The sequence below is a fragment of the Desulfobacter hydrogenophilus genome (assembly GCF_004319545.1).
GTDB lineage: Bacteria > Desulfobacterota > Desulfobacteria > Desulfobacterales > Desulfobacteraceae > Desulfobacter > Desulfobacter hydrogenophilus.
In genome coordinates this window covers 2,357,860-2,378,546 of the sequence record NZ_CP036313.1, presented here as the reverse complement: position 1 = coordinate 2,378,546, position 20,687 = coordinate 2,357,860, and the positions used below count along the sequence as shown (strand labels likewise).

At 46.0% G+C, this 20,687-nt stretch carries 19 protein-coding genes; 8 read left to right on the top strand and 11 right to left on the bottom strand.

Annotation, left to right across the window (positions count from 1 at the left end; all coding sequences use genetic code 11):
* Window positions 1–221 precede the first annotated feature (221 nt).
* The 4 genes from EYB58_RS10435 to EYB58_RS10420 all read left to right on the top strand — a co-directional run bounded on the left by EYB58_RS10435 (window position 222) and on the right by EYB58_RS10420 (window position 5,007).
* On the top strand, window positions 222–1,079 hold the full coding sequence (locus tag EYB58_RS10435; protein ID WP_111957959.1) for an HDOD domain-containing protein: 858 nt from the start codon (window positions 222–224) through the stop codon (window positions 1,077–1,079).
* Window positions 1,080–1,087: 8 nt separating this feature from the next.
* Window positions 1,088–2,611: an HD domain-containing phosphohydrolase gene (locus EYB58_RS10430; protein WP_111957961.1), complete on the top strand. Its 1,524-nt coding sequence runs from the start codon at window positions 1,088–1,090 to the stop codon at window positions 2,609–2,611.
* Between the two features lie 31 nt (window positions 2,612–2,642).
* The gene (locus EYB58_RS10425; RefSeq protein WP_111957963.1) at window positions 2,643–3,881 is read left to right on the top strand and encodes a response regulator; all 1,239 of its coding nucleotides are present in this window, start codon (window positions 2,643–2,645) and stop codon (window positions 3,879–3,881) included.
* Between the two features lie 226 nt (window positions 3,882–4,107).
* A complete protein-coding gene (locus EYB58_RS10420) occupies window positions 4,108–5,007 on the top strand; it encodes a protein phosphatase 2C domain-containing protein (protein WP_242637615.1) in 900 nt (299 codons plus the stop codon).
* Between the two features lie 119 nt (window positions 5,008–5,126).
* Here EYB58_RS10420 and EYB58_RS10415 read toward each other — a convergent pair whose 3' ends face one another.
* Window positions 5,127–5,984, bottom strand: a complete 858-nt coding sequence (locus EYB58_RS10415; RefSeq protein ID WP_111957965.1) for a polysaccharide deacetylase family protein — start codon at window positions 5,982–5,984, stop codon at window positions 5,127–5,129.
* 205 nt (window positions 5,985–6,189) lie between these two features.
* Here EYB58_RS10415 and EYB58_RS10410 point away from each other — a divergent pair, with 205 nt between their 5' ends.
* Together EYB58_RS10410 and EYB58_RS10405 are read left to right on the top strand one after the other, a co-directional pair.
* Window positions 6,190–6,609 carry an OsmC family protein gene (locus EYB58_RS10410; protein WP_111957967.1) on the top strand — a complete coding sequence of 140 codons (420 nt, stop codon included), beginning with the start codon at window positions 6,190–6,192 and terminating at the stop codon, window positions 6,607–6,609.
* Between the two features lie 35 nt (window positions 6,610–6,644).
* On the top strand, window positions 6,645–6,974 hold the full coding sequence (locus tag EYB58_RS10405) for a 4Fe-4S double cluster binding domain-containing protein (protein ID WP_111957969.1): 330 nt from the start codon (window positions 6,645–6,647) through the stop codon (window positions 6,972–6,974).
* A gap of 455 nt (window positions 6,975–7,429) precedes the next feature.
* Here the strand turns inward: EYB58_RS10405 and EYB58_RS10400 are convergent, their stop codons facing one another.
* From EYB58_RS10400 to EYB58_RS10375, 6 genes are all read right to left on the bottom strand, one after another.
* Window positions 7,430–7,615, bottom strand: coding sequence for a hypothetical protein (locus EYB58_RS10400; RefSeq protein WP_111957971.1), 186 nt, complete (start codon window positions 7,613–7,615; stop codon window positions 7,430–7,432).
* Between the two features lie 28 nt (window positions 7,616–7,643).
* Window positions 7,644–9,092, bottom strand: coding sequence for a cobyrinic acid a,c-diamide synthase CobB (locus tag EYB58_RS10395; RefSeq protein WP_111957973.1), 1,449 nt, complete (start codon window positions 9,090–9,092; stop codon window positions 7,644–7,646).
* A 19-nt stretch (window positions 9,093–9,111) separates the two neighbouring features.
* Complete coding sequence (locus tag EYB58_RS10390) at window positions 9,112–9,369, bottom strand: dissimilatory sulfite reductase D family protein (RefSeq protein ID WP_111957975.1); 258 nt, start codon at window positions 9,367–9,369, stop codon at window positions 9,112–9,114.
* Between the two features lie 103 nt (window positions 9,370–9,472).
* Window positions 9,473–10,621 carry a dissimilatory-type sulfite reductase subunit beta gene (dsrB, locus tag EYB58_RS10385; RefSeq protein WP_111957977.1) on the bottom strand — a complete coding sequence of 383 codons (1,149 nt, stop codon included), beginning with the start codon at window positions 10,619–10,621 and terminating at the stop codon, window positions 9,473–9,475.
* A 15-nt stretch (window positions 10,622–10,636) separates the two neighbouring features.
* Complete coding sequence (dsrA, locus tag EYB58_RS10380) at window positions 10,637–11,962, bottom strand: dissimilatory-type sulfite reductase subunit alpha (RefSeq protein ID WP_111957979.1); 1,326 nt, start codon at window positions 11,960–11,962, stop codon at window positions 10,637–10,639.
* A 201-nt stretch (window positions 11,963–12,163) separates the two neighbouring features.
* Entirely contained in the window at window positions 12,164–12,832 is a 669-nt protein-coding gene (locus tag EYB58_RS10375) for a tetratricopeptide repeat protein (RefSeq protein WP_111957980.1), read from the bottom strand.
* A 201-nt stretch (window positions 12,833–13,033) separates the two neighbouring features.
* Here EYB58_RS10375 and dapA point away from each other — a divergent pair, with 201 nt between their 5' ends.
* Window positions 13,034–14,068: a 4-hydroxy-tetrahydrodipicolinate synthase gene (gene dapA / locus EYB58_RS10370; protein ID WP_111957982.1), complete on the top strand. Its 1,035-nt coding sequence runs from the start codon at window positions 13,034–13,036 to the stop codon at window positions 14,066–14,068.
* A gap of 141 nt (window positions 14,069–14,209) precedes the next feature.
* Here dapA and EYB58_RS10365 read toward each other — a convergent pair whose 3' ends face one another.
* Window positions 14,210–15,043 (bottom strand): YkgJ family cysteine cluster protein, encoded by an 834-nt coding sequence (locus tag EYB58_RS10365; protein WP_111957984.1) that lies wholly within the window; start codon window positions 15,041–15,043, stop codon window positions 14,210–14,212.
* A gap of 431 nt (window positions 15,044–15,474) precedes the next feature.
* On the opposite strand from EYB58_RS10365, the gene galU reads away from it, so the two are divergent.
* Window positions 15,475–16,350, top strand: coding sequence for a UTP--glucose-1-phosphate uridylyltransferase GalU (gene galU / locus EYB58_RS10360; RefSeq protein ID WP_111957986.1), 876 nt, complete (start codon window positions 15,475–15,477; stop codon window positions 16,348–16,350).
* Window positions 16,351–16,373: 23 nt separating this feature from the next.
* Here galU and EYB58_RS10355 read toward each other — a convergent pair whose 3' ends face one another.
* Genes EYB58_RS10355 through EYB58_RS10345 form a run of 3 tightly spaced genes read right to left on the bottom strand, consistent with a single transcriptional unit; the run spans window position 16,374 to window position 20,685 of the window.
* Window positions 16,374–17,006 carry a lytic transglycosylase domain-containing protein gene (locus EYB58_RS10355; protein WP_111957988.1) on the bottom strand — a complete coding sequence of 211 codons (633 nt, stop codon included), beginning with the start codon at window positions 17,004–17,006 and terminating at the stop codon, window positions 16,374–16,376.
* Window positions 16,981–17,370 (bottom strand): hypothetical protein, encoded by a 390-nt coding sequence (locus EYB58_RS10350; RefSeq protein ID WP_111958008.1) that lies wholly within the window; start codon window positions 17,368–17,370, stop codon window positions 16,981–16,983. Before EYB58_RS10350 ends, EYB58_RS10355 begins: the two co-directional genes overlap by 26 nt.
* 48 nt (window positions 17,371–17,418) lie before the next feature.
* Entirely contained in the window at window positions 17,419–20,685 is a 3,267-nt protein-coding gene (locus EYB58_RS10345) for a UvrD-helicase domain-containing protein (RefSeq protein ID WP_111957990.1), read from the bottom strand.
* Between the last annotated feature and the right edge of the window lie 2 nt (window positions 20,686–20,687).

The window sequence follows — 20,687 nt, the reverse complement described above, 5'->3', positions numbered from 1 at the left end:
GGTTGACAAAAAGCAAGAACCTATTCTAATATTCCACCATAATTTATATCAGCGAGTTCCTCAATAACAGGGGCTATGAAATATTTGGCCTGGATCAGACGGAATTTACCCCCGCGATGAAATCCGTGATGAGCCTGTTTCCATGGTCTGAATTTCGCAGACACAATAAAGAAATGGTGCAACAGCTCACTAAAGAATTTATCGTAAACTAAGGACCGTTTTTGGCTTATTTAATTGAAATAAAAGATATTATAGAGAATGCTGGGGCTTTGTTAACGCTGCCGGATATCTGTATGCAGATTAAACGACTCGTCGCAGATCCAGCGTCATCAATTGGTGATATTGCGGAGCTGATCTCGAAAGATCCGGCACTTACAGCAAGACTATTGAAAATAGTGAACAGTCCTCTCTACTATTTTCCGCGAAAAATTTCCTCCGTTTCTGAAGCAATTACCCTTATTGGCGCTTCTCAACTGTATAGTTTAGCACTGGCGACAACCGCTGCGACCATTATTCAAACAGTTGGGGGAAGTTATATTGAAATGAAAACCCTTTGGGAAAAGGCTGTCTACTCTGCGATCTTTGCCAAATCCATAAATCCGAACAAATCACAGGATAGTGAAAGTCTTTTTGTTGCAGGGCTACTGAGTAATATTGGGGCATTGGCCGTTGTGAAACATGCCCCGGATATTGCTTTAACAGCCATAGGGACTCCCAATAAAGGTCAATTCCCCTGGCAGCGGGAAAAAGAAGTTCTCGGGTTTACTGTGGCAGAGGTCAGCGGGGCATTACTCAAGTACTGGAACCTGCCTGATGAAATTGTCGTTCCTGTTGGCTACCAACACTTGCCTGACATCGGACACCCTTGTTTTTTTTCCTGCTGCATCCTCCATATTGCCACAAGGCTCGCCTCTGAGATAATTGATAAAGCGCAGGGACAAACTTTAAATTATCGAAAAGCCATACTGAAAGAACCTTTGGCGCTGCTGGGGATGAAAGATGAGGACATAGAAACAAAAGTATCAGAAGTAAATGGAATTGCACCGGAAATACTAAATCTTTTCACTATTCGAGGGTAACTTTACCTATGATGGATGAACTTATACTAAAAGAAGAAGACAGTATCCTGAAAAATGACGGCAGGGATTCACCATGGAAGATTCTGGTTGTGGATGATGAGAAAGGCGTTCATCAGGTAACAACACTGGCTCTCAAAAATTTCACTTTTGATAACAGGAAATTAAAATTGTTCCATGCCTATTCCGCCGCGCAGGCCCTCGAATATCTCGTGGAACATCCCAATATAGCCATCGTTTTACTTGATGTGGTCATGGAGTCTGAACATGCAGGATTAGGGCTGGTAAAAAAAATCCGGGAAGATCTCAGGAATATAACCACCCGGATTGTTTTAAGAACCGGCCAACCGGGGCAGGCGCCGGAGCGAGAGGTCATTCAGAATTATGATATCAACGACTACAAAACCAAGACCGAGCTTACCGCGAACAAGTTGTTTACCCTGATGTATGCAACGTTAAGATCCTACCGTGATATCATCACCCTGGAAAAAAGTCGAAAGGGACTGGAAAAACTCATTGTTGCTTCAAGAGGAATTTCATCAAGGGGGGCGCTGGTCGAATTTATACGCGTTACCGTTGAGCAGTTGACCAATCTTCTTAATATTGAAGAAACCACTATTTTTTCCTGCAAAGTCACAGGATATATCCTTTTAGACCAATATTTAGAGGTGTATTCTCCGGACAATCCTCTTGGATCGAGCTGCATTAATGTTACTGAATTACCAGATGGTAAACGAGATATAATTTTATCTGCAATTACAGAGCAAAAAAATATTTTCAAGAAAGACAGATTCGTTGTGTACTGTTCAAATAACAGTCAAATTATTCTCTTTTTTGCTCAGATAAATCAGGTCCTGTCTGGTCTTGATATTCGTCTGCTTAACATATTTACTGAGAACCTGATTGTAACGCTGGAAAACATTCAGCTCAATGAGACAATAACCGAAAGTCAGAAGGAAATGGTTTACCGGTTGGGTGAGGTTGTCGAATCCCGATCAAAGGAGACTGGAAACCATGTGAAGCGGATGGCACATTATTCAGAGTTGCTTGCCTTGCTGGTTGGGTTGGATAAAACCGAAGCAGAATTAATAAAGACAGCTTCGCCAATGCACGATATTGGTAAAATTGCAATTCCCGATGCAATTTTGACCAAACCGGGGAAATTGACTCCCGAAGAATGGAAAATTGTGAAAACGCATCCGAAACGGGGGTACGAAATACTCGAGCAATCTTCTCTGGTTGTGATGAGTATCAGTGCCATAATTGCCTTGACGCATCATGAAAAATGGGATGGCAGTGGTTACCCCAAAGGCCTGAAAGGTACGGATATCCATATTTATGGTCGAATAACCGCCATTGCCGATGTCTTTGATGCCCTGGGAAGTGAGCGTTGCTATAAGAAGGCTTGGCCCCTTGATAAAATCCTTTCACTCTTCAAAAAAGAGACGGGTAGACATTTTGATCCACTGTTAACAAATCTGTTTCTTGATAATCTGGATAAGTTTTTGGTGATCAGAGATAAATTTATTGATTAGGACCGCAGATTAAATAACTTGAGAGGTTAAGATGCCGGATACAATATCAAAAAAACCGCCGCTGATACTCACAATTGATGATGAAGAATTCATCCGCAATAGTTTCACGGATATTCTTGAAGATAGCGGATATGAGGTTATCCAGGCAGAGAATGGCCACATTGGTCTGAAGAAAATCCGGGAACATAAGCCTGACCTCATTCTGTGTGACCTGCAAATGCCTGAAATGAATGGACTTGAAGTGGTCCGCACAGTGAAGGAAGAATTTGAAAAAATTCCGATACTGATTGTTTCAGGCGCAGGGGTTTTAGATGATGCCATTGAAGCCGTTCGGTTAGGCGCCTGGGATTATCTGGTGAAGCCATTATTCAATCTGGATGTTCTGCTGCAGGCGGTTGAAAAAGCACTGGATCGAGCCAAACTCATTGCTGAGAATGAGGCATACCAAAAAAGTCTGGAAAAACAGACGGTCAAGCTTCAGCAAGAGATAGAAGAGAGAAAACGCACAGAGAAACAATTAGTGCAGTCAGAAAAAATGGCCGCTCTTGGAGATCTGGTAGCAGGCGTTGCCCATGAGATTAACACCCCTCTTGGGATTGGGGTAACCGGCATCTCATATCTGAATGATTCAACCAAAGCCTTTAAAAAACTATTCGCAGCCGGTGAAGCAACCAAAACTGATCTTAAAGCATTTATGGAAGATTGTGAAGAGGCCTGCCAGCTTACCCTTTCCAATCTCAACCGTGCGGCGAAACTGGTGGCGGGATTTAAACGGATTGCGGTTGACCAATCCAGTGATGAAAGACGAATTTTTAATATAAAACAGTATATTGATGAGATTTTATTCAGTCTCTATCCACGCATAAAAAAGACCAAACATACTATAAATGTGGATGCACCTGAAGATTTGGAGATGAACAGTTATCCTGGGGCATTCTCTCAGGTATTGACCAATCTTGTCATGAATTCTCTTCTCCACGGATTTGAAAATATAGAAAAGGGACAGATTACCATTACCGTTAAAAACGATGATCATTTAATCATTCTCCGCTATGAAGATAACGGGAAAGGTATGACACAAGAGCAGCAGAAAAAAATCTTTGATCCTTTTTTTACCACCAAACGCGGCTCCGGTGGTACCGGACTCGGGATGCACCTGGTATTTAACCTTGTCAGTAAAAAACTGAATGGAGAAATCCTTTGTACAAGTACAGTGGATAAGGGCACATTCTTTACCATCACCGTTCCCATGGGGGATGTAAAAAAATAGGCAAATCATGCGGAGTATTCTGCTTGGTTGAGTGGATATGTTTGCCAGGGAAACCAGAACAAAAATGCCGCCACCAGGCAATAGTTGCATAAAAAATTTATACCAGCGGCTCAAAATTATGGTAAAGATTTAGATTAAAAGCAATAATATATAAGATATCTATATATACCTCCAATACAGATTAATATTATCTTTTTGACAGAAAATTTCCTGTTTTTATAATAAAATGATGGAAATAAAGCGTTATCCAAAAATAAAGGTCCAAACCATCCTGGAAAAAGGAACCGCCGTTCAGAACGAAGACTTTTTAATAATCCAGGACAATATCCTGGGAGTCTTTGACGGAGCAACCAGCCTGAACAGCCAAAAATTTGACCAAAACCAAACCGGGGGAACCATTGCCTCCCACACGGCTGGCGCAGTATTTAAAAAGAACCATTTCCCCCTTAACCAACTGGCCTGTCAGGCCAACGATGCGATTATGGCACAGATGGTTTCCAACGGGGTGGACACCTCAAAAAAGGAAAATCTCTGGTGTACCAGTGCGGCGGTTGTACGACTCAAGGACCAGTCCCTGGAATGGATCCAGAGCGGAGATGCCGTAATCATTCTTATCTACGAGGACGGCAGTCACAGAGTTCTGGTGGACCGGAAAGACCATGACCATGAGACCCTGACGCTGTGGAAGAAACTGGTCCGCACCCATCTACCCGGGGCCGGAAAGACACATAGTTCTCCAAAACACGGTAACCAAACAGACCAGCAGCAGGTCATCGATCTCATGCGCGGTAAACTGGCCGGCCAGATCCGCAAGGTCCGTTCAGGCATGAACATCACCTATGGGGTGCTTAACGGCGAAAAAACAGCTGAAGAATTCCTGAATCAGGGAGAGGAAACCCTGGACCGGGTGGCCCATGTTCTGATTTTTACCGACGGTCTGTCCATCCCCCAGCCTGAACCGAAACCGCGCAAGGATTTCAACGACCTTATCAGGACCTATCTGAACCTGGGTCTGGAAGGACTGAAACAGATGATCCGCAGCCAGGAAGAAAAAGATCCCCATTGCCTGATCTGTCCCCGATTCAAGTGCCATGACGATATCGCAGCCATCGCTGTCCGATTTTAGAAAAAAGGATGCCTGTTACGGCTGTCTGGGTGCAGCCTTCAAGATCATTGGAGATCTCCCCGGTATCGGACCCTCTGTGCCCGCAAACTCGGATAACCTTAACCCAAAAGTCTAATCGTTCAAATCCATTCTGCAAAAGCATCGATAGGTTCCACCTGTTCCATAATCGGCTGCCCGATCAGTTCCGATAACGGCACCACAGAAAGCTTTTGGGTTTCAAGTCCATCCAATACACGCCCAAGTTCGATTAAAAACGAGGAGATAGCTGTATCATCCGGCACGCCAGGGCTTTCAGCCCAGGGTTTTGAATCGTGGAGCAAAATAATATCACCGGGTCGCACCCGGTTCAGAATTTTTGAAGCGATCCCGGCTATTCTGCGGTTTCCTTTATCCATGGCCCGGCAAGAAAAATTCACGGCATTCAGTCCAAGTTCTGCCAGAACAGGTCTCAATTTCGGATTGGTAATGCCTGCAGGGGGTCTGAAAACCAGGGGTCGGATGCCATGGGCCGCAAGAACCCTCTGGGTTTTATTAATCTCATCCTTGAGGCGCTGATATGATTTGAGCATAATCAAGGAATCATGTGAATAGGTATGGTTGCCAATGGTGTGACCTTGCTCCAGAATCCGGGCAATGAGATCCGGATGGCTGCGGGCATTTTTCCCTGTGACAAAAAACGTAGCCGGCATCTGGTACGATTTAAGTATTTCCAGAACAAAAGGGGTTGTCATACTGTCGGGACCATCGTCAAAGGAGAGAGAAACACTACGAACGTTACGCCCCCCCCGGCAGACAACAGGCAGAAAGAAACCGTAATCCGTGGCAAAAGGAGCCACCAGGCAGAGCAAAACAAATCCTGCCAGGGGAAGGGTACTCCATATTGGTCCCCACAAAACAAAAAAGGAACCTGCCAGAATAAACGCGGCAATGCCTGTTTTCTCTCCTGTGGTCAACGATCTTTTTGCAGGTATTTTCATTTGAACAACCTCAGGATAGTCTTTTCAACAACGAACTGACTACATGACTATAGCAGGCAGCATACCAGAGATCCAGGATATTCATCTTTGGAAATAAGGATCCGAAAAAAACGACGAGTTTTTTATAGATGGATATTAAGTACTTGACCTGAGACAGATTGCTGGTATGTGTAAAAAGAACGTGAACCCAAACAATAAGGACCACATGAAAATATCAGGCAGAAAAACTGGAAAACTGGCTTTTGAAATCAAGCAGGACAGCTACACTTACACCCTTGATGCCCCTGAAAGCGCTGGTGGTGAAGGCGCAGGACCATCGCCCAAAGGCCTTCTCTTAAGCGGCCTGATCGGATGCACCGGCATTGATGTGGCCATGATACTTGGCAAAATGAGGGTGGATACCCAGGATATAAAAATCACTGCAGAAACAGAACTGACAGACCAAGAACCTTCAATCTTTAAGGAAATTATCCTGTCTTACCACATCACCGGCAATGAAAAAGATACAAAAAAAATCAGACGGGCCGTTTCCCTTTCAATGGAGACCTACTGCGGGGTCTCTGCCATGCTGAAAAAAAACAGCCGCATTATCCCTAAAATTTACCTGAACGGTAAAGAGATTTAAGCCAAATATAATGAAACCTACAAGGTAAAAGCCTTTTGATTGTAAATCCTGATTTTGGTCCCAGGATTAGATTGACAACGGTTCTTACCGACACTTATTTTGAGCCGGATTTGCCGATTAAGAACAGATGCGGAAAATGTCATCTATGCAAAGACCATTGTCCGGCCGGCGCAATCATTGGCGCGAGTACCGACAGTCATTATTCAAGCAGATCAGAGGCGATTGATTTCAAAAAATGTCTATATCAAGTGCGTGATGTGTTTGGTAAAATTCCAAATACGGAACCACTTATCTGCGGTATTTGCATTAAAGTTTGTCCATGGGGGGATAAAACAAAAAAAAATCTAATTTATATTTATGAATGAAAGCATAAGTTGGTGATAGTAAGGACCGCAGATTAAATAAAACGATGGAAGCAACAATGCCGGATGTGTTGATCAAACGATATGAGTTGCAGTTTGAAAATATAAAAAGAATCTTTTGATTGTGAATTTAAAATTGTCCGACTTTATAATGAAATTTGTGCGAAAAGAATTTAATGAAAACTGGGCCAATGAATGTGAAAGAGGTTTTGTAAGGGTTGCAATTTCTTGTGTAGGGTGGGTTGATGAAAATCAAATTGAATTTTTATAAGAAAGTCTCAATAAGTTCTTGAATTACTTTCTTGTTTCGTTGTGGGCTGAGACTGGGCGCTGATAGACCAAGTCAGCCCATGGCTGTTATAAGAAAAATACATTCGCTTCAGTGATTCCCGGATCCAATCCAGGAATCCACAAACGAGTGGTTGAAATGGAATATCGCCCGATATCTATCCAAGTGATTACAAGGATAAAAGATATGCCCTATGAATCCAATTATCGCCTTCTTCTTCGCTAAGGTCTTGGAGTCCATCCCGTTGCATATGGATGAATTCCATAGAAAACTGTTTTATATAATCGTCAGCTTCAATACCTTTTTCTTTGCTAAGCTTTTCAAAAATTTTAATTTGAATACGATTTAATTTCATAGGCCAGTGTGATTGAATGGATGATGGATTATTCGCGGGAGGCTTTAAAGCGTCTGGCTTTGGCAATCAGAGAGGGTGCCCAACGGGTGGAACCAAGGGCATGGATGTGGGTATATGTGCCAAAGGTATTGTCTTTAAAAAATCCATCTTTTTTTTCGAGAATACCCTTCCCCCGGATCATTTTAAATGCCATCGCAGTATCCTCATAATCAATGGAAATCACCTTGGAGTATCTGAATTCATGACCGCGAAGCACTTCTCCTTTGGCATAAAAAGGATTTTCATTCACCACCTCAACTTCAGTGTATCCATGTCCCTGGGGCCTTTTGGAAAGCCCAAACCGTAAGGGCAGAATTCCGGTCATGGGGTAAACCACCTCATCAAGGCAGATGCTCTCACCAAGGAATATCAGGCCACCGCATTCAGCGTAAATGGGCAGACCTTTGCGCGACAGGACTTTTAAATTATCTCTAAAAGCCTGATTGGCAGATAGCTGGGTTGCATGGGTTTCAGGAAAGCCGCCTCCCATATAAATGGCGTCAACTTCGGGGATGTCGGTTTGGGATAAAGGACTGATGAATTTAACCCTGGCACCCAGATTTTCCAAGGCCTCAATATTATCCGGATAATAGAACTGAAATGCCGAATCCCGGACAACGCCAATGGTAACAGTATCGTTCTCCGTTATCGAATTTAGGTTTCCTGTCGTATTAATTTCCAGAACAGCATCTTGCTCCTGCCTGGCGTTGTCAACAACCGGCATACCCTGCCCCTTAAACGAAGTAACTAACCCGAACAATTTATCAATATCAATATTGTCCAAGGCCACCTGCCTGGCCCGAGTCAAAGACATATCACTTTCTCCGTGTTCTTCGGAAGTGACAAGCCCCATATGACGTTCGGGAAAAGCTTCCTGCGTAAGCTTTGGTAAAGCACCAAGAACCGGGATATTGCAAAACCGTTCAATATTTGCACGAACTTTTCCCTCATGGCGCTTTCCTGCCAGACGGTTGAGGATAACGCCGCAAATATTGATATCTGGATCAAACTGCATGCAACCCATGAGTACAGCAGCTATGGTCCGGGTGGATTTCGTGCAGTCCAGCACCAGTACCACCGGAAGATCCAACAATTTGGCAAGTTCACTTGTGGAAGTGGTCCCGTCAATATCAATGCCGTCGAAAAGGCCACGGTTGCCTTCGATCAAGGCAATATCACAAGGTTGAGAATGAGTAAGATAAGAGGCTTGTACGACCGACTGGGTGCACAGATAGGTATCAAGATTATAGCAGGGGCGACCGGCTGCCCGTGATAGCCAGCCGGCATCAATATAGTCAGGACCCTTTTTAAACGGGGCCACTGTTATATTCTGAGCAATCCACGCAGCAGTTATCCCGAGGGATATTATTGTCTTGCCTGAACCACCCCTGAGTCCAGCAATAACAACTCCAGGGATTTTTTCCCTACTGACGATCATGAATTAAGCTGCAATCTTTTTAATTTTCGCCTTCGGAAGAGTGCTGGATGCCGGCACCTTTAAGGCCATACATGGTGGTGGATCCGGAAGACCAGTACTCAAGAATCTCATCTTCAACCATTTTATTGACAACCTTTTTGATCATTCTGGGTTTGTCATCGGGAAAAATTTTGTAAAAATCTTTGATATAAAATTTGGATTTTGTTTTGGCCTTTTTGGTCAGCCACTCAACAACAGCTTTCCTTGCTTCTTCTGTATTATCGAGAAGGTCGCTCATGTCAGACTCCTTTTAGTTGAAAGGACGGAACCGGAGTACAACAAAAAGGCACCCCGGTCCATCCAATATAAATAACGAATAAATTCAGATTCCGGTTACTGAACTAGAATTTAAAGTTAGTGGTCTGGCGCCAGCTCATGTAGGCCTGCTGACGGAAGTCGTCAATCAAATGATGCGTGAAGTCAAGTTCACAAGCTGAAAAGAATTTTTCCCATCCAATTCTTTCTGCCCAGTCACCCAGACGTTCGTATTTGTTGGCGCCATTTGAATAGGCGTTAACAATCTTTTTGATGGCGTCGGTCATGGACGGCCAGCGAGGCATTTCGTTGGGCAGGAAGGCCACAACAACCTTGGAGAACTTAGGATCGGAAATACGGTTGGATACCTTACCACCAGCCATGAGAACAATACCGTCACCTTCGGTGTCAGCAAGTGGCATGGAAGGACACATGGTGTAGCAGTTACCACAATACATGCAACGTTCGTTTTTAACTTCAACTGATTTTACTTCAGTGCCATTAGCTAAAGTCTGTTTAGATGGTTTGATAGCTGCAGTCGGGCAGGCAGCAACGGCCAGTGGTATTTCGCAGACCTTGTCCAGGTATTCATGGTCAAGCATTGGCGGTTTTCTGTGATATCCGAGGATGGCAATATCAGAGCAATGAACCGCACCGCACATGTTCAGACAGCAAGCCATGGAAACACGAAGCTGAGCCGGCAGTCTCATCTGCTGAAAATCATCAAACAGGGTATCCATGGTAGCCTTTACGGTACCGGAAGCATCAGTAGCAGGGGTGTGGCAGTGGATCCAGCCCTGGGTGTGAACGATGTTGGTAACACCTGCACCGGTGCCGCCGATGGGAAATTTATTGGAACCACCAGCAAACTTTCTGGAAGCCAGATCGTTTTTCAAGGGTTCTACTTTATCCTTGGAGTCAACCATGAACTCAATATTGTTACGGGTGGTGAAACGTACATACCCGTCACAATGTTTGTCAGCAATGTCGCAAATTTCATTGATGTGCGAGGTGGACATCAGGCGGCAACCGCCGACCCTTACGGTATAGACTTCATCTCCGGAATCGCCGACATGAACCAGTACGCCGGGTTCCAGAATTTCATGATGAGACCATTTGCCTTTATTGTTTGCGATAACAGGAGGATAAAAGTCGTGATAGTCTTTAGGACCGATGTCGGTGATTCTGTTTTCCATCGGTTTGGCGGGATTATACCCTGTGGAAATAAATGCCATTATGATTCTCCCTTTTTATCTTAAGTGATGTTTTCTGTATTCGTCAACGTCACGTTCCCAGCCACCCGGAACTTCGTCTTCTTTCCAGAAGATGTAGGGGTTGGTTCTCGGGTAGGCAACATGCTGGGGCTGAGCTTCAATGCCGGTTACTTCCAGAAGTTTCTGGAAGCCCTGGCGCATGATCAGCTCACCAAGACGCTCGCGGTTCTTGCCTTCTTCCATCCACCAATCCCAGATATTTTCAATGATTTCGGTAATTGCTTCGTAATCATTATCGGCATTGACTTCAACAAAGGGAACCAGCAGGGAACCCATCTGGGCACCGTCGAGGATCGGTGCCTTGGCACCGCAGAGAATGGACAGACCGGTTTCTTTACCAATCTTCAGTGCTCTGGGCATTACGTTGATACAGTGCATGCAGCGGGTGCAGTGCTCAGTATTAATGGTCAATTTTTTGTTTTCAAACTTCATGCAGTGTGTGGGGCAAAGGTCAAGAACTTCTTTTTTAATGTCAAAGGGGCCCCAGTCTCTGCCTTTGTGTGCACCGGCATTTGCAGGATATGCAGGATCTTTTTCAACATATTTGTTAACTGCGTCCTGATCAATGCGGATGTCGTCCTTCCAGGTACCGATAAAAGACATATCGGAACGTGCGATGGAAGCAACACAGCAGTTGGGGCAGCCGTCAAATTTGAACTTAAACTTGTACGGGAATGCCGGACGATGCAGCTCATCCTGATATTCATTGGTCAGGAAATGGCAAAGCGCGCTGGTGTCGTAGCAGGAATATTCACATCTGGACTGTCCAAGACAGTCCGCAGGGGTTCTTAAGTTGGAACCGGAACCGCCCAAATCCTGTCCGAAGTCATGGGTCAGTGTCCAGAAGACTTCTTCCAACTGAGGAGTGGTGGTACCCAGCAAAATGATATCGCCGGTGGCGCCATGCATATTGGTCACACCGGAGCCCCTGAAGTCCCACAGTTCAGTCAGTTGTCTGAGATATTCAGTGCTGTAGTATTTACCGCAGGGTTGGTTTACACGCATGGTGTGGAAATGCTCAACACCGGGAAACAGTTTGGGCTGGTCACAATAACGACCGATAACGCCGCCGCCATAACCGAATACGCCAACGATCCCGCCGTGTTTCCAGTGGGTCCGCCCATGTTTGTAAGAAAGTTCTACAACGCCAAGAAGGTCGTCTACACAATCCTGAGGGATCTGGAATTCAACGCCTTTTTCATTCTTGGCTCTGACTTCTGCCTGCTGTTTCAGGTCAGAAACAAAGCTAGGCCACGGGCCGTTTTCCAGCTCGTCCAGGAAAGGAGTTTCATGCTTAGCCATTTACTTACCTCCGTTAAAAGTTGATTTACATGCAACAATGAAAAGAGTTTTCCAACTTTCCATTAATATTCTTTTTTCCTATCATTTCAAAACGTTAGTAAGAAATAAACGCTTTGAATTAGACATTATAAGCAAAATAACATAGCTGATATAGAATTTATATGTCCGTATGTCAATAAAAACCTGTCATCACAGGTGTGATTATGCGTCCCGGTGTTGGGCAAGTTCATCCAGCAGTGACGGGTTGACTTCGAAACCTAAATCCACGGCTATATCACAATGCTTGATGGCTTGTTTGTAATCTTTAAGTTCGAGATAGGCTACGGCCAGGTTATTATGGGCAATGGGGAATCTGGGCTCCACGGACAGAGCTTGAAGGTTGGCCTTGACCCCCTCTTCCACCAATCCTTTCATGAAGTAAGCCGTCCCCAGGGTGGTATAGGCCTGAACGAAATTTTTGTTGTGGATAATGGCTTTCTTTAAATTTTTAATTGCCTTGTCCACTTTCTCCTCATCTTCCTTGGCATTTTTGCCGTCCACCAGCTGCAGCAGAACAAAGCCCATATTTGCATAGCCTTCTGCAAAGCCGGCCCTGGCCTTGGTGGCTCGCTGATTGAACCGAAAACAACCCTCAATGTCCCCCCGTTGAAGGCAAAGCCCTCCAAGCTGGACATAGGCCTCTGCCAGGGTGGGGCTGCAGTCAATGGCGTCATGAAGCACGTTTTCCGCTTCCGCAAACTCCTGCTTACCAATCAGCGCAACAGCCAGGTTATAGTGGGTTGTGCCGCATTCGGCATTTTGGACCAGTGCTTGCCTAAGCCGTACGATCTGCTCGTCTGCATCTTGGGGCAGAGTTTTGGAATCGGCCATTTATGTCTCCTTTGGCTCTTTTATGACTTTATCATTGTGTTTATACAAAATTTTTATATAATAAATTTTTTTATTCGAGTGTCAAGCTCTTTCGGGGAAACCTAAAGCGCCTGCCCCTGTAAAGAGTAGACACAACGTTTTTTTGGGCAAATTGTTTTATCCGCGCTTGCAGCGCAAATAACCATCAGGAGTTTGAAAGTTATGGAACACGGATGCTACACAGCACTCATCACCCCGTTCACCCCGGCAGGAGATCTGGACCGGGACGGCCTGTCCGGGCTCATTGATTTCCAGATTGAAAACCAGATTACCGGAATTCTTGCCACCGGCACCACTGGTGAAAGCCCTACATTCAAATGGGAAGAACATAATCTGGTTATTGATCTGACTACCAAACAGACCAGGAACAAATGCAAGTGCATCGCCGGCACCGGTTCAAACAACACGAATGAAGCCTTAACCGGTACATCCCATGCAGCAGAACAGGGCGTGGACGGTGTGCTTCTGGTGGATCCTTACTACAATGGACCATCCTCCCTTGAAATCCGGCGGGAATATTACGAAGTGGTGGCAAAGGAAACTCCGGGCCTGGAAATTATTCCTTATATTATACCGGGACGTACCGGTGCACAGATGCTGCCACAGGATCTTGCCATACTTGCGGACAACTGTGCCAATGTAAAAAGTGTCAAGGAAGCCACCGGTAATATGGACAACATGAAGCTAACCAGAAAACTTTGCGGAGACAATTTCAATATCTTTTCCGGGGACGATGCCCTGGTCTGCCGGGTCATGGCAGAGGAAGAGATTCGGGCCTGCGGCGCCATTTCAGTCATGTCAAATATTGCACCGGCATCCATGACCCAAATGGTTGAACTGCTTAACCAGGGTAAAACCCAAGACGCCCTTGCCCTTCAGACCGCATTGTCGCCCTTGCTGGATCTTGTGGTCATCACCACCGAAGAGGAAAGTAAATACGGGCCTGTCAAATGCAGGGCCAGAAATCCGTTGCCCCTGAAAACCATGATGCAGATCCTTGGCATGCCGTGCGGCCCCTGCCGTCCGCCCTTGGGAAAAATAACCCAAAAAGGATTTGATCTGGCACTTTCTGCATTAAAAAAAGTACAGGCGGACAATCCTGAAATTCTTGCGCCGGCAGCCTCTTTCTTTAATCTGGACATTGACGCCCGCCTGAATGATTCGGCGGCCCATAAAAACCTATGGTATAACTATTAGTGTTTGAGGGAAATCCCGTATTGGGGCGTAAAGTTGCCCAGATGCAAGGCGCAGAAAAATTTGTAACCGAAGCAACCGTATGGTTGTAAGGATTGCAAATTTTTCTGCAACGACGCAGATGGGTGACTTTACGTTCAAACACTATTCAGCGGCTGTTGTGTCCCCGTTTTCATCTTTGGGATTAAACATCTCCTCTCCGGTTTGGAAAAAAGTATTTTTTAACCATTCAAATCCGAACTGAAGCAATTTAACATCATCATCTTTGATCTGGGCCACCCGTTCTTCCGGGATATTGTACCTGGTAAGAAAAGAGGATTCAAACACGAATCGTTTAAACTTATCGATATTATAGCATACCGTAAAAAACATCTGCTTAGCCTGTTCGGACAACTGCATGCTGGCCGGCAAAGATTTCTTACGGACCATGAGATCCAACCAGCCTTCATTGACCTCGTCACGCAGATCGACGCCCTGGTCTTCACGCCATTCCCCTACGGTCCATTCATCTTCTTCATCAAAGCCCTTACAATGGGGTTCCTTAATCATGAAAAAAAACTCATCTTTATCACCATCAGTCTGCTCCCCGGAATAACTCAAAGAACCTACGCCAAGGGGATAGTACCGGCAAGTGGTGGGACGGTCCTCATAAATCATGCATCCCTCCTTGTCCTGGACAAAAGGACAGGACCGACGCTCATCATCGAGGAGCTTGATGGTCACCACAGGCAGATCCGCTTTTTCAAGAAGATGGGGGGTAGTAAATATGGCCAGAAATTTTTCCGAATCCAAATCCAGTTTTTCTCGCATAGTTAAGATATCATAGGGGGTGAGCATGATATCAATCCCCCTGCAGCACTCGGTAAAACAAGAGACACCTTTATGGCATTTAAATTTAAACCGACTTTTAAGGCTAAGCTGCTCCGGCAGAATTTCCGCCTGGGCCTGTGTTTCATCTGTCTTATTTTCAGCGTTCATTAACTATTTCCTCATCAATTAATAACAAGCAATATAAAGGCAGATACCATACTGGAAATAGGCAATGATGTCAATCGGATAGCCGGGCCCACCCAGCGAACGACTCCGCAAACCCTGCAGGATTGTTCATTTTGGGATTGACACAAAGGCCTCTGCTAATCTAAAAATAAAGCAGTGCGCGACCGAAAACCGTAAATTTTGCCGATTACTTCGTTGGTCACAAAATGGGTTAAACATAAAAAATTTCAATTGAAACAAGCGTCCAAACATCAGAGCCTGTTTAAAAATCGAGGAATCGGCTGAAATCGCATGATATTTCACTTCGATAACCTATTGATAAACAGGCCCTCAACAAAATATTGGGGTCTATTCTGATGGACCTGCCCCGAGCATCAGGGGAAATTTCAGTATCAAGCATTCAAGGAGTCATTATGAAAGTAAAAAAAGCGGTATTACCGGTAGCAGGTCTCGGCACCCGGTTCATCCCGGCCACAAAAGCCATGGCCAAGGAAATGCTGACCGTGGTGGATAAACCCATTATCCAGTATGCTGTTGAAGAGGCGTTTGACGCCGGCGTTGAACAGATCATATTTGTCACGGGCCGGGGGAAAAAGGCTCTGGAAGACCACTTTGACCGCAGTTATGAATTAGAAACCATGCTCAAAGCCAAGGGAAAGACCGACCTGCTGCGGCAGGTCAATGAACTGGTCCCCGAAACCGGCACCATTGTCTACACCCGCCAGCATGATCCGCTGGGGCTTGGCCATGCCATCTGGTGCGCCAGGGACATTGTGGGGGACGAGCCCTTTGCCGTGCTTCTGGCCGACGATATGATCCAGACCCCGGATAAGCCTGTACTTTCTAAAATGGTGGAAAAATTTGAACGGTTCCGCGCCTCCATTGCCGCTGTCATGGAAGTGGAAAAGGATCAGACGGATAAATACGGCATTCTGGATGCAAGCCCTCTGGAAGAAGATATGGTAAAAATCAATGATATGGTGGAAAAACCCAAACCCGAAGACGCCCCGTCCAACCTGGCCATTGTGGGACGGTACATTCTTACCCCAAAAATCTGGGAATATCTTGGGAAAAAAAAGACTGGGGCCGGTGGAGAAATTCAGCTCACGGATGCCATGAAGGGACTTTTAACCGAACAGCCGATCTTTGGATATAAATTCAAGGGTACCCGGTTTGACTGCGGGGACAAGGTCGGATTTCAAATGGCCAATCTGTCATTTTCCCTTGAACGACCGGAAATGCGCGAGAAATTGCTTGATTTCATAAAGAAGATCAAGACAGAGGCGTAAAAAGCAAAAAAAGGACCTGATCCTCAAGTGCGTTTATATCGTGAATACAAAGACATCACCTTTTGTACATAGGTCTGGGTCTCTTCATAGGGCGGAATTTTCTTGTATTTGTCCACAGCCGAGGGGCCGGCGTTATAGGCAGCAAGCGCCAGGGCAAGTTTTTCATTATACCGAATGAGCATCCGCTTCAAATAACGGGTGCCCCCCATGATATTCTGGGACGGATCAAAGGGGTTTGAAATATTCAGGGAGGCATCGTTCCGGGGCATGATCTGCATAAGCCCCCGTGCCCCTTTGCTGGACACAGCCTTGGGGTTAAAACTGGACTCCGCATGGATTACGGCCTTGATCAATGCGTGGTCCACACCAAAGGCCCTGGCGGCTTTGAGAATAATATTATCGTAAATACTAGGCCCGGCCTTGAATCTTCTTGTCCGGGCCGGTAGTCCACCCCCCTTTTTTTCCTTGAGATAAAGGGTATAGCCTTCAGCCGTAGGCGTATTGGTAAAATGCACCACCCCATCGGCGTCAACATGCCGGTATATATCCCCCAGGGCTGTGCAGGGCCATATCAGACACAGACAAATGAAAAGAAAAAATGCCGCCCAAAGACGCGAAATATTTACAGTTCTATTTTTTCTTTTTGTCCTTTTCAACCCGCTCCCTGTAAGCTTTTAATGCAAGTTTCTCTGGAAACTTAGGGTTAGCCACGTATCGGCCGGTGTTTTCGAAAAATGTATTTACCAGATTTTCCAGAACGTCATCTTTTTCATGAGCCATGATCATATTACGTTTCAGCTGGTATCGATATTCAATGGGAGACCCTAATGTGCTTAAGATATCATCAAATTCACTATCAGACAACGGCTCAGAGGTGAACAATGACGTTTCCACAGGAATCTTCATTATTGCGGTCATAATCACGACCCAGGCATCTGCCCCGATTTTTCTTGAATCGTCAAAAACTTCAAGGCAGTGGCCATGGTCTAAATCCAGTTTTCTATAAGGTGTTCGTTTCATTTTCATTTTTTTTGATTTGTGCATTATTGTTAATATTTTAAGCAGAATTTAAAATAATTCCAACTGAATATCCTTGGATTTTGGTTTTTTAACCTGCTTTTTCCCCTTTTCATAACGGGCCAGTTTCTTTTCAATATCATCAATAAAACAGGTCCGGATTCTTTGCTGTTCCCGGCCGAATATGCGTCTTTTTCGTGCATATGTCAAATAGAGCATCTCCTTTGCCCGGGTCATGGCCACGTAGAAAAGGCGACGCTCTTCATCCGGGTCCTCCACGGTTTTCCCGTCCCGGGCAAAGGGAATCGTGCCGTTTTCGCATCCGGTAAGAAAAACAACTGGAAACTCAAGCCCCTTGGCCGCATGCATGGTCATCAAAGAGACCTTTTCAACGGATTTGTCCAGAAAATCTGGGTCCTGATCCAACCTTAGGTTGTCTATAAGCTCACCAGGAGAAGAATACCGGTCTGCCAGTGTCTTAAGCCGCTGCCATGCCGCTGCCAATTTTTCATCAGTTTGGCCCAGGGCCGTAATATCCAGCCAGCCACCCAAGGTATCAAGAAACGTTGACGTGTCCATGGGATTTGAAAGCGCTGCAATCCTGGGTAAAAATTGTGCAAATTGCTGCTGATCTGCGTTACTGCCACGGCCAAGAAAAATCCGCACCAGGGCCAACAGGTCTTTTATGCCTGCCATATCGATCCAGTGTTCCCGGTCTGCGGTCTGAAAAGGGATGCCAACCTTCTCAAAGGCCTGGGCAAAGGCCTGGGCCTGCTGCCGGGTACGATAGAGCACGGCAAAATCGGAAAAGGCATATTCCTTGTCCGTCCCGGAGTCCGGTCCCGTGCCCTTATCCATGGACAGAAAAGAGATCCCCCCCACCCCTTTTTCAATGATCTTTCCCACGGCAACCGCCTCGGCGCCTTCGCCGGCAGTTTCATTGATGGAAATCTTTTGTGTGCCGTCAAGGCTTGCATAAATTTTATGCCTCTCATTATCCTTGTCATCACCGGTACAAATCACCTGGAACGAGGCGTCCAGGATGGTCTGGGTGGACCGGTAATTTTGGCGCAGACGGATCTGTTCGCACCCGGGGAAATCCTGTTCAAACCGGTAGAAAAACCGGCTGTCCGAGCCCCTGAATCCGTAGATGGACTGATCGGGGTCACCAATCACAAAAATGTGACTGTCTTGTGAAAGAAGCTTCACCAGCTTATACTGGCCCAGGTTCAAATCCTGGTACTCATCCACAAAAATAAATTTATACTGTTGGCGTACCTGTTCGAGCAGGGCTGCATCCCTGGAAAAAAGCCTGAAACAGATAAAAATCAAATCTTCAAAATCTGCCAGGCCGCGTTCTTCAAGCATTTGGTCATAGGTTTTGTACACCTCGGGCCAAACCGGATCGAAATATTCAATGCCGTTGTTTGCCGCGTCCCCCTGCCCCTCATCACCAGGTTCCTTTAATTGCTGCTTTTGTCGACTGATCCAGGCATCCAGTTTTGACACGGTTCTTTTGAGCACCTTTTTTTCGCCCGTCACCGCTTTGACCGCCAGACCCAGCATTTCAAAACGCAGGTCATCCTCCATGAGGCCACGCTTGAAATCCGAATAACGCTTGAGCATTTTAAGACAGAACCCGTGAAAGGTGGCAGCTGTCACAAGGTGTCCGCCCTTTGAAATAAAGGATTCAATCCGGTCCGAAAGTTCGCCGGCCGCCTTATTTGTAAAGGTCAAAGCCAGGATGTTTTCAGGGATAGCCCGGTTTTCCCTGAGCAACCAGGCAATTCTGGCCGTAAGGGTACGGGTTTTTCCCGTGCCCGGCCCGGCCTGGATCACCACGGCCCTTGATTCGGATTTAACCGCCCTGTCCTGCTCGGGGTTCAGGCCGTCCAGGATATGTTTGGGGACAACGGGTGCCGGGAGTTCGTTTTTTTCAGATGCAGGTAATGCCACATCTTTGCTTTGGGGTTTTTTACGAATACGCGGTGCGCCGACCGTTTTTTTTGTTTTTTCACGGGGCGAAGAGCCGGCAAACAGACTTTTTTCTCCCTGGATGTCTTCCTTTTCTTCCCGGGTGAAGATATTGACCGTCCCATATTCACCGTCATACCCGGGGTCAATGTGAATCTCCCCGTCTCTCATTTTTTGTATGGCTTGGGCCAGTAAAGGCACACCGGCACGTTCAATGATTTCAGGTGAGAGCTGTGTGAGTATGGCAAGTTCCGGCCCCAGGGCAGTGACAGCCTTATCATAATGGGTTTTCACCTTTTTGGTATTGGGACCCACCCCAAAAATCTGGGACAAAATATCTGCCAGGGGCACCAAATAGGAATGGGGATGCCGGTTTTCAGGCTTAAACCCCATGGGCCTGTTGGCCAGTTCCCGGACCCGGTAAAGCACGCCCAGAGTCAGGGGTTTCCCGCATTCAGGGCAAATCCCGCCCAACGCTGCGGTTTCATCGGGATTGAGACACACTCCGCATTTGCGGTGGCCGTCATAGTGGTATTTTCCCTGGTGGGGATACATATCCAAGGTGCCTTTATATGCGTTAAGATCATGGGTTTCAAGGGCACGTCGCACCGCATCAAAGGCCAGATCCGTATTAAACACCGAAGCATTGCGGCCCAGAAATTTCGGGGAATGGGCATCGGAGTTGGATACCAGCCGGACCCTGTCCAGATCTTTCACCCGCCAGTTCATGGGCGGATCTGATGACAGGCCGGTTTCACAGGCAAATATGTGGGAACTTAAATCCCCAAAGCATTCCTCAATGGTGTCAAATCCGGATTTGGATCCGAACATGGAAAACCACGGGGTCCAGATATGGGCCGGGATAAAAAATCCCCGGTCGGATGTTTCCAGCATGATCTCCAGCAAATTCCTGGCATCCAGCCCCAGTATGGGCCGGCCGTCGGATTTGATGTTGCCGATGGCATCCAGACGGGCATTAAATTTCTTTGCCGTGTCCAGATCCGGCAGATAAATCAAATTATGATTTTTGCGAACCCTTGCGTCCTTTTTATATATATTGGAAATCTCAGACTGAAGGATAAAACGCACAGTTCCTTTGCACGAAGCCGGTACATCGGCGTCAATCTGTTTTGCAATCTCATCTTTCAATGCAAACAACCCTGGTTCAGCAGGCTCAAGCTTTGTTTCGATCTCCTGAATCCAGGCAGGATGGGTAAAATCCCCTGTACCTACCAGGGTAATGCCTTTGACCCGGGCACTATGGTAAATATGCTCCAGATCCAGATTTTTGGCTGTGGCCCGGGAATATTTTGAATGGATATGCAGATCTGCTATATATTTCATGG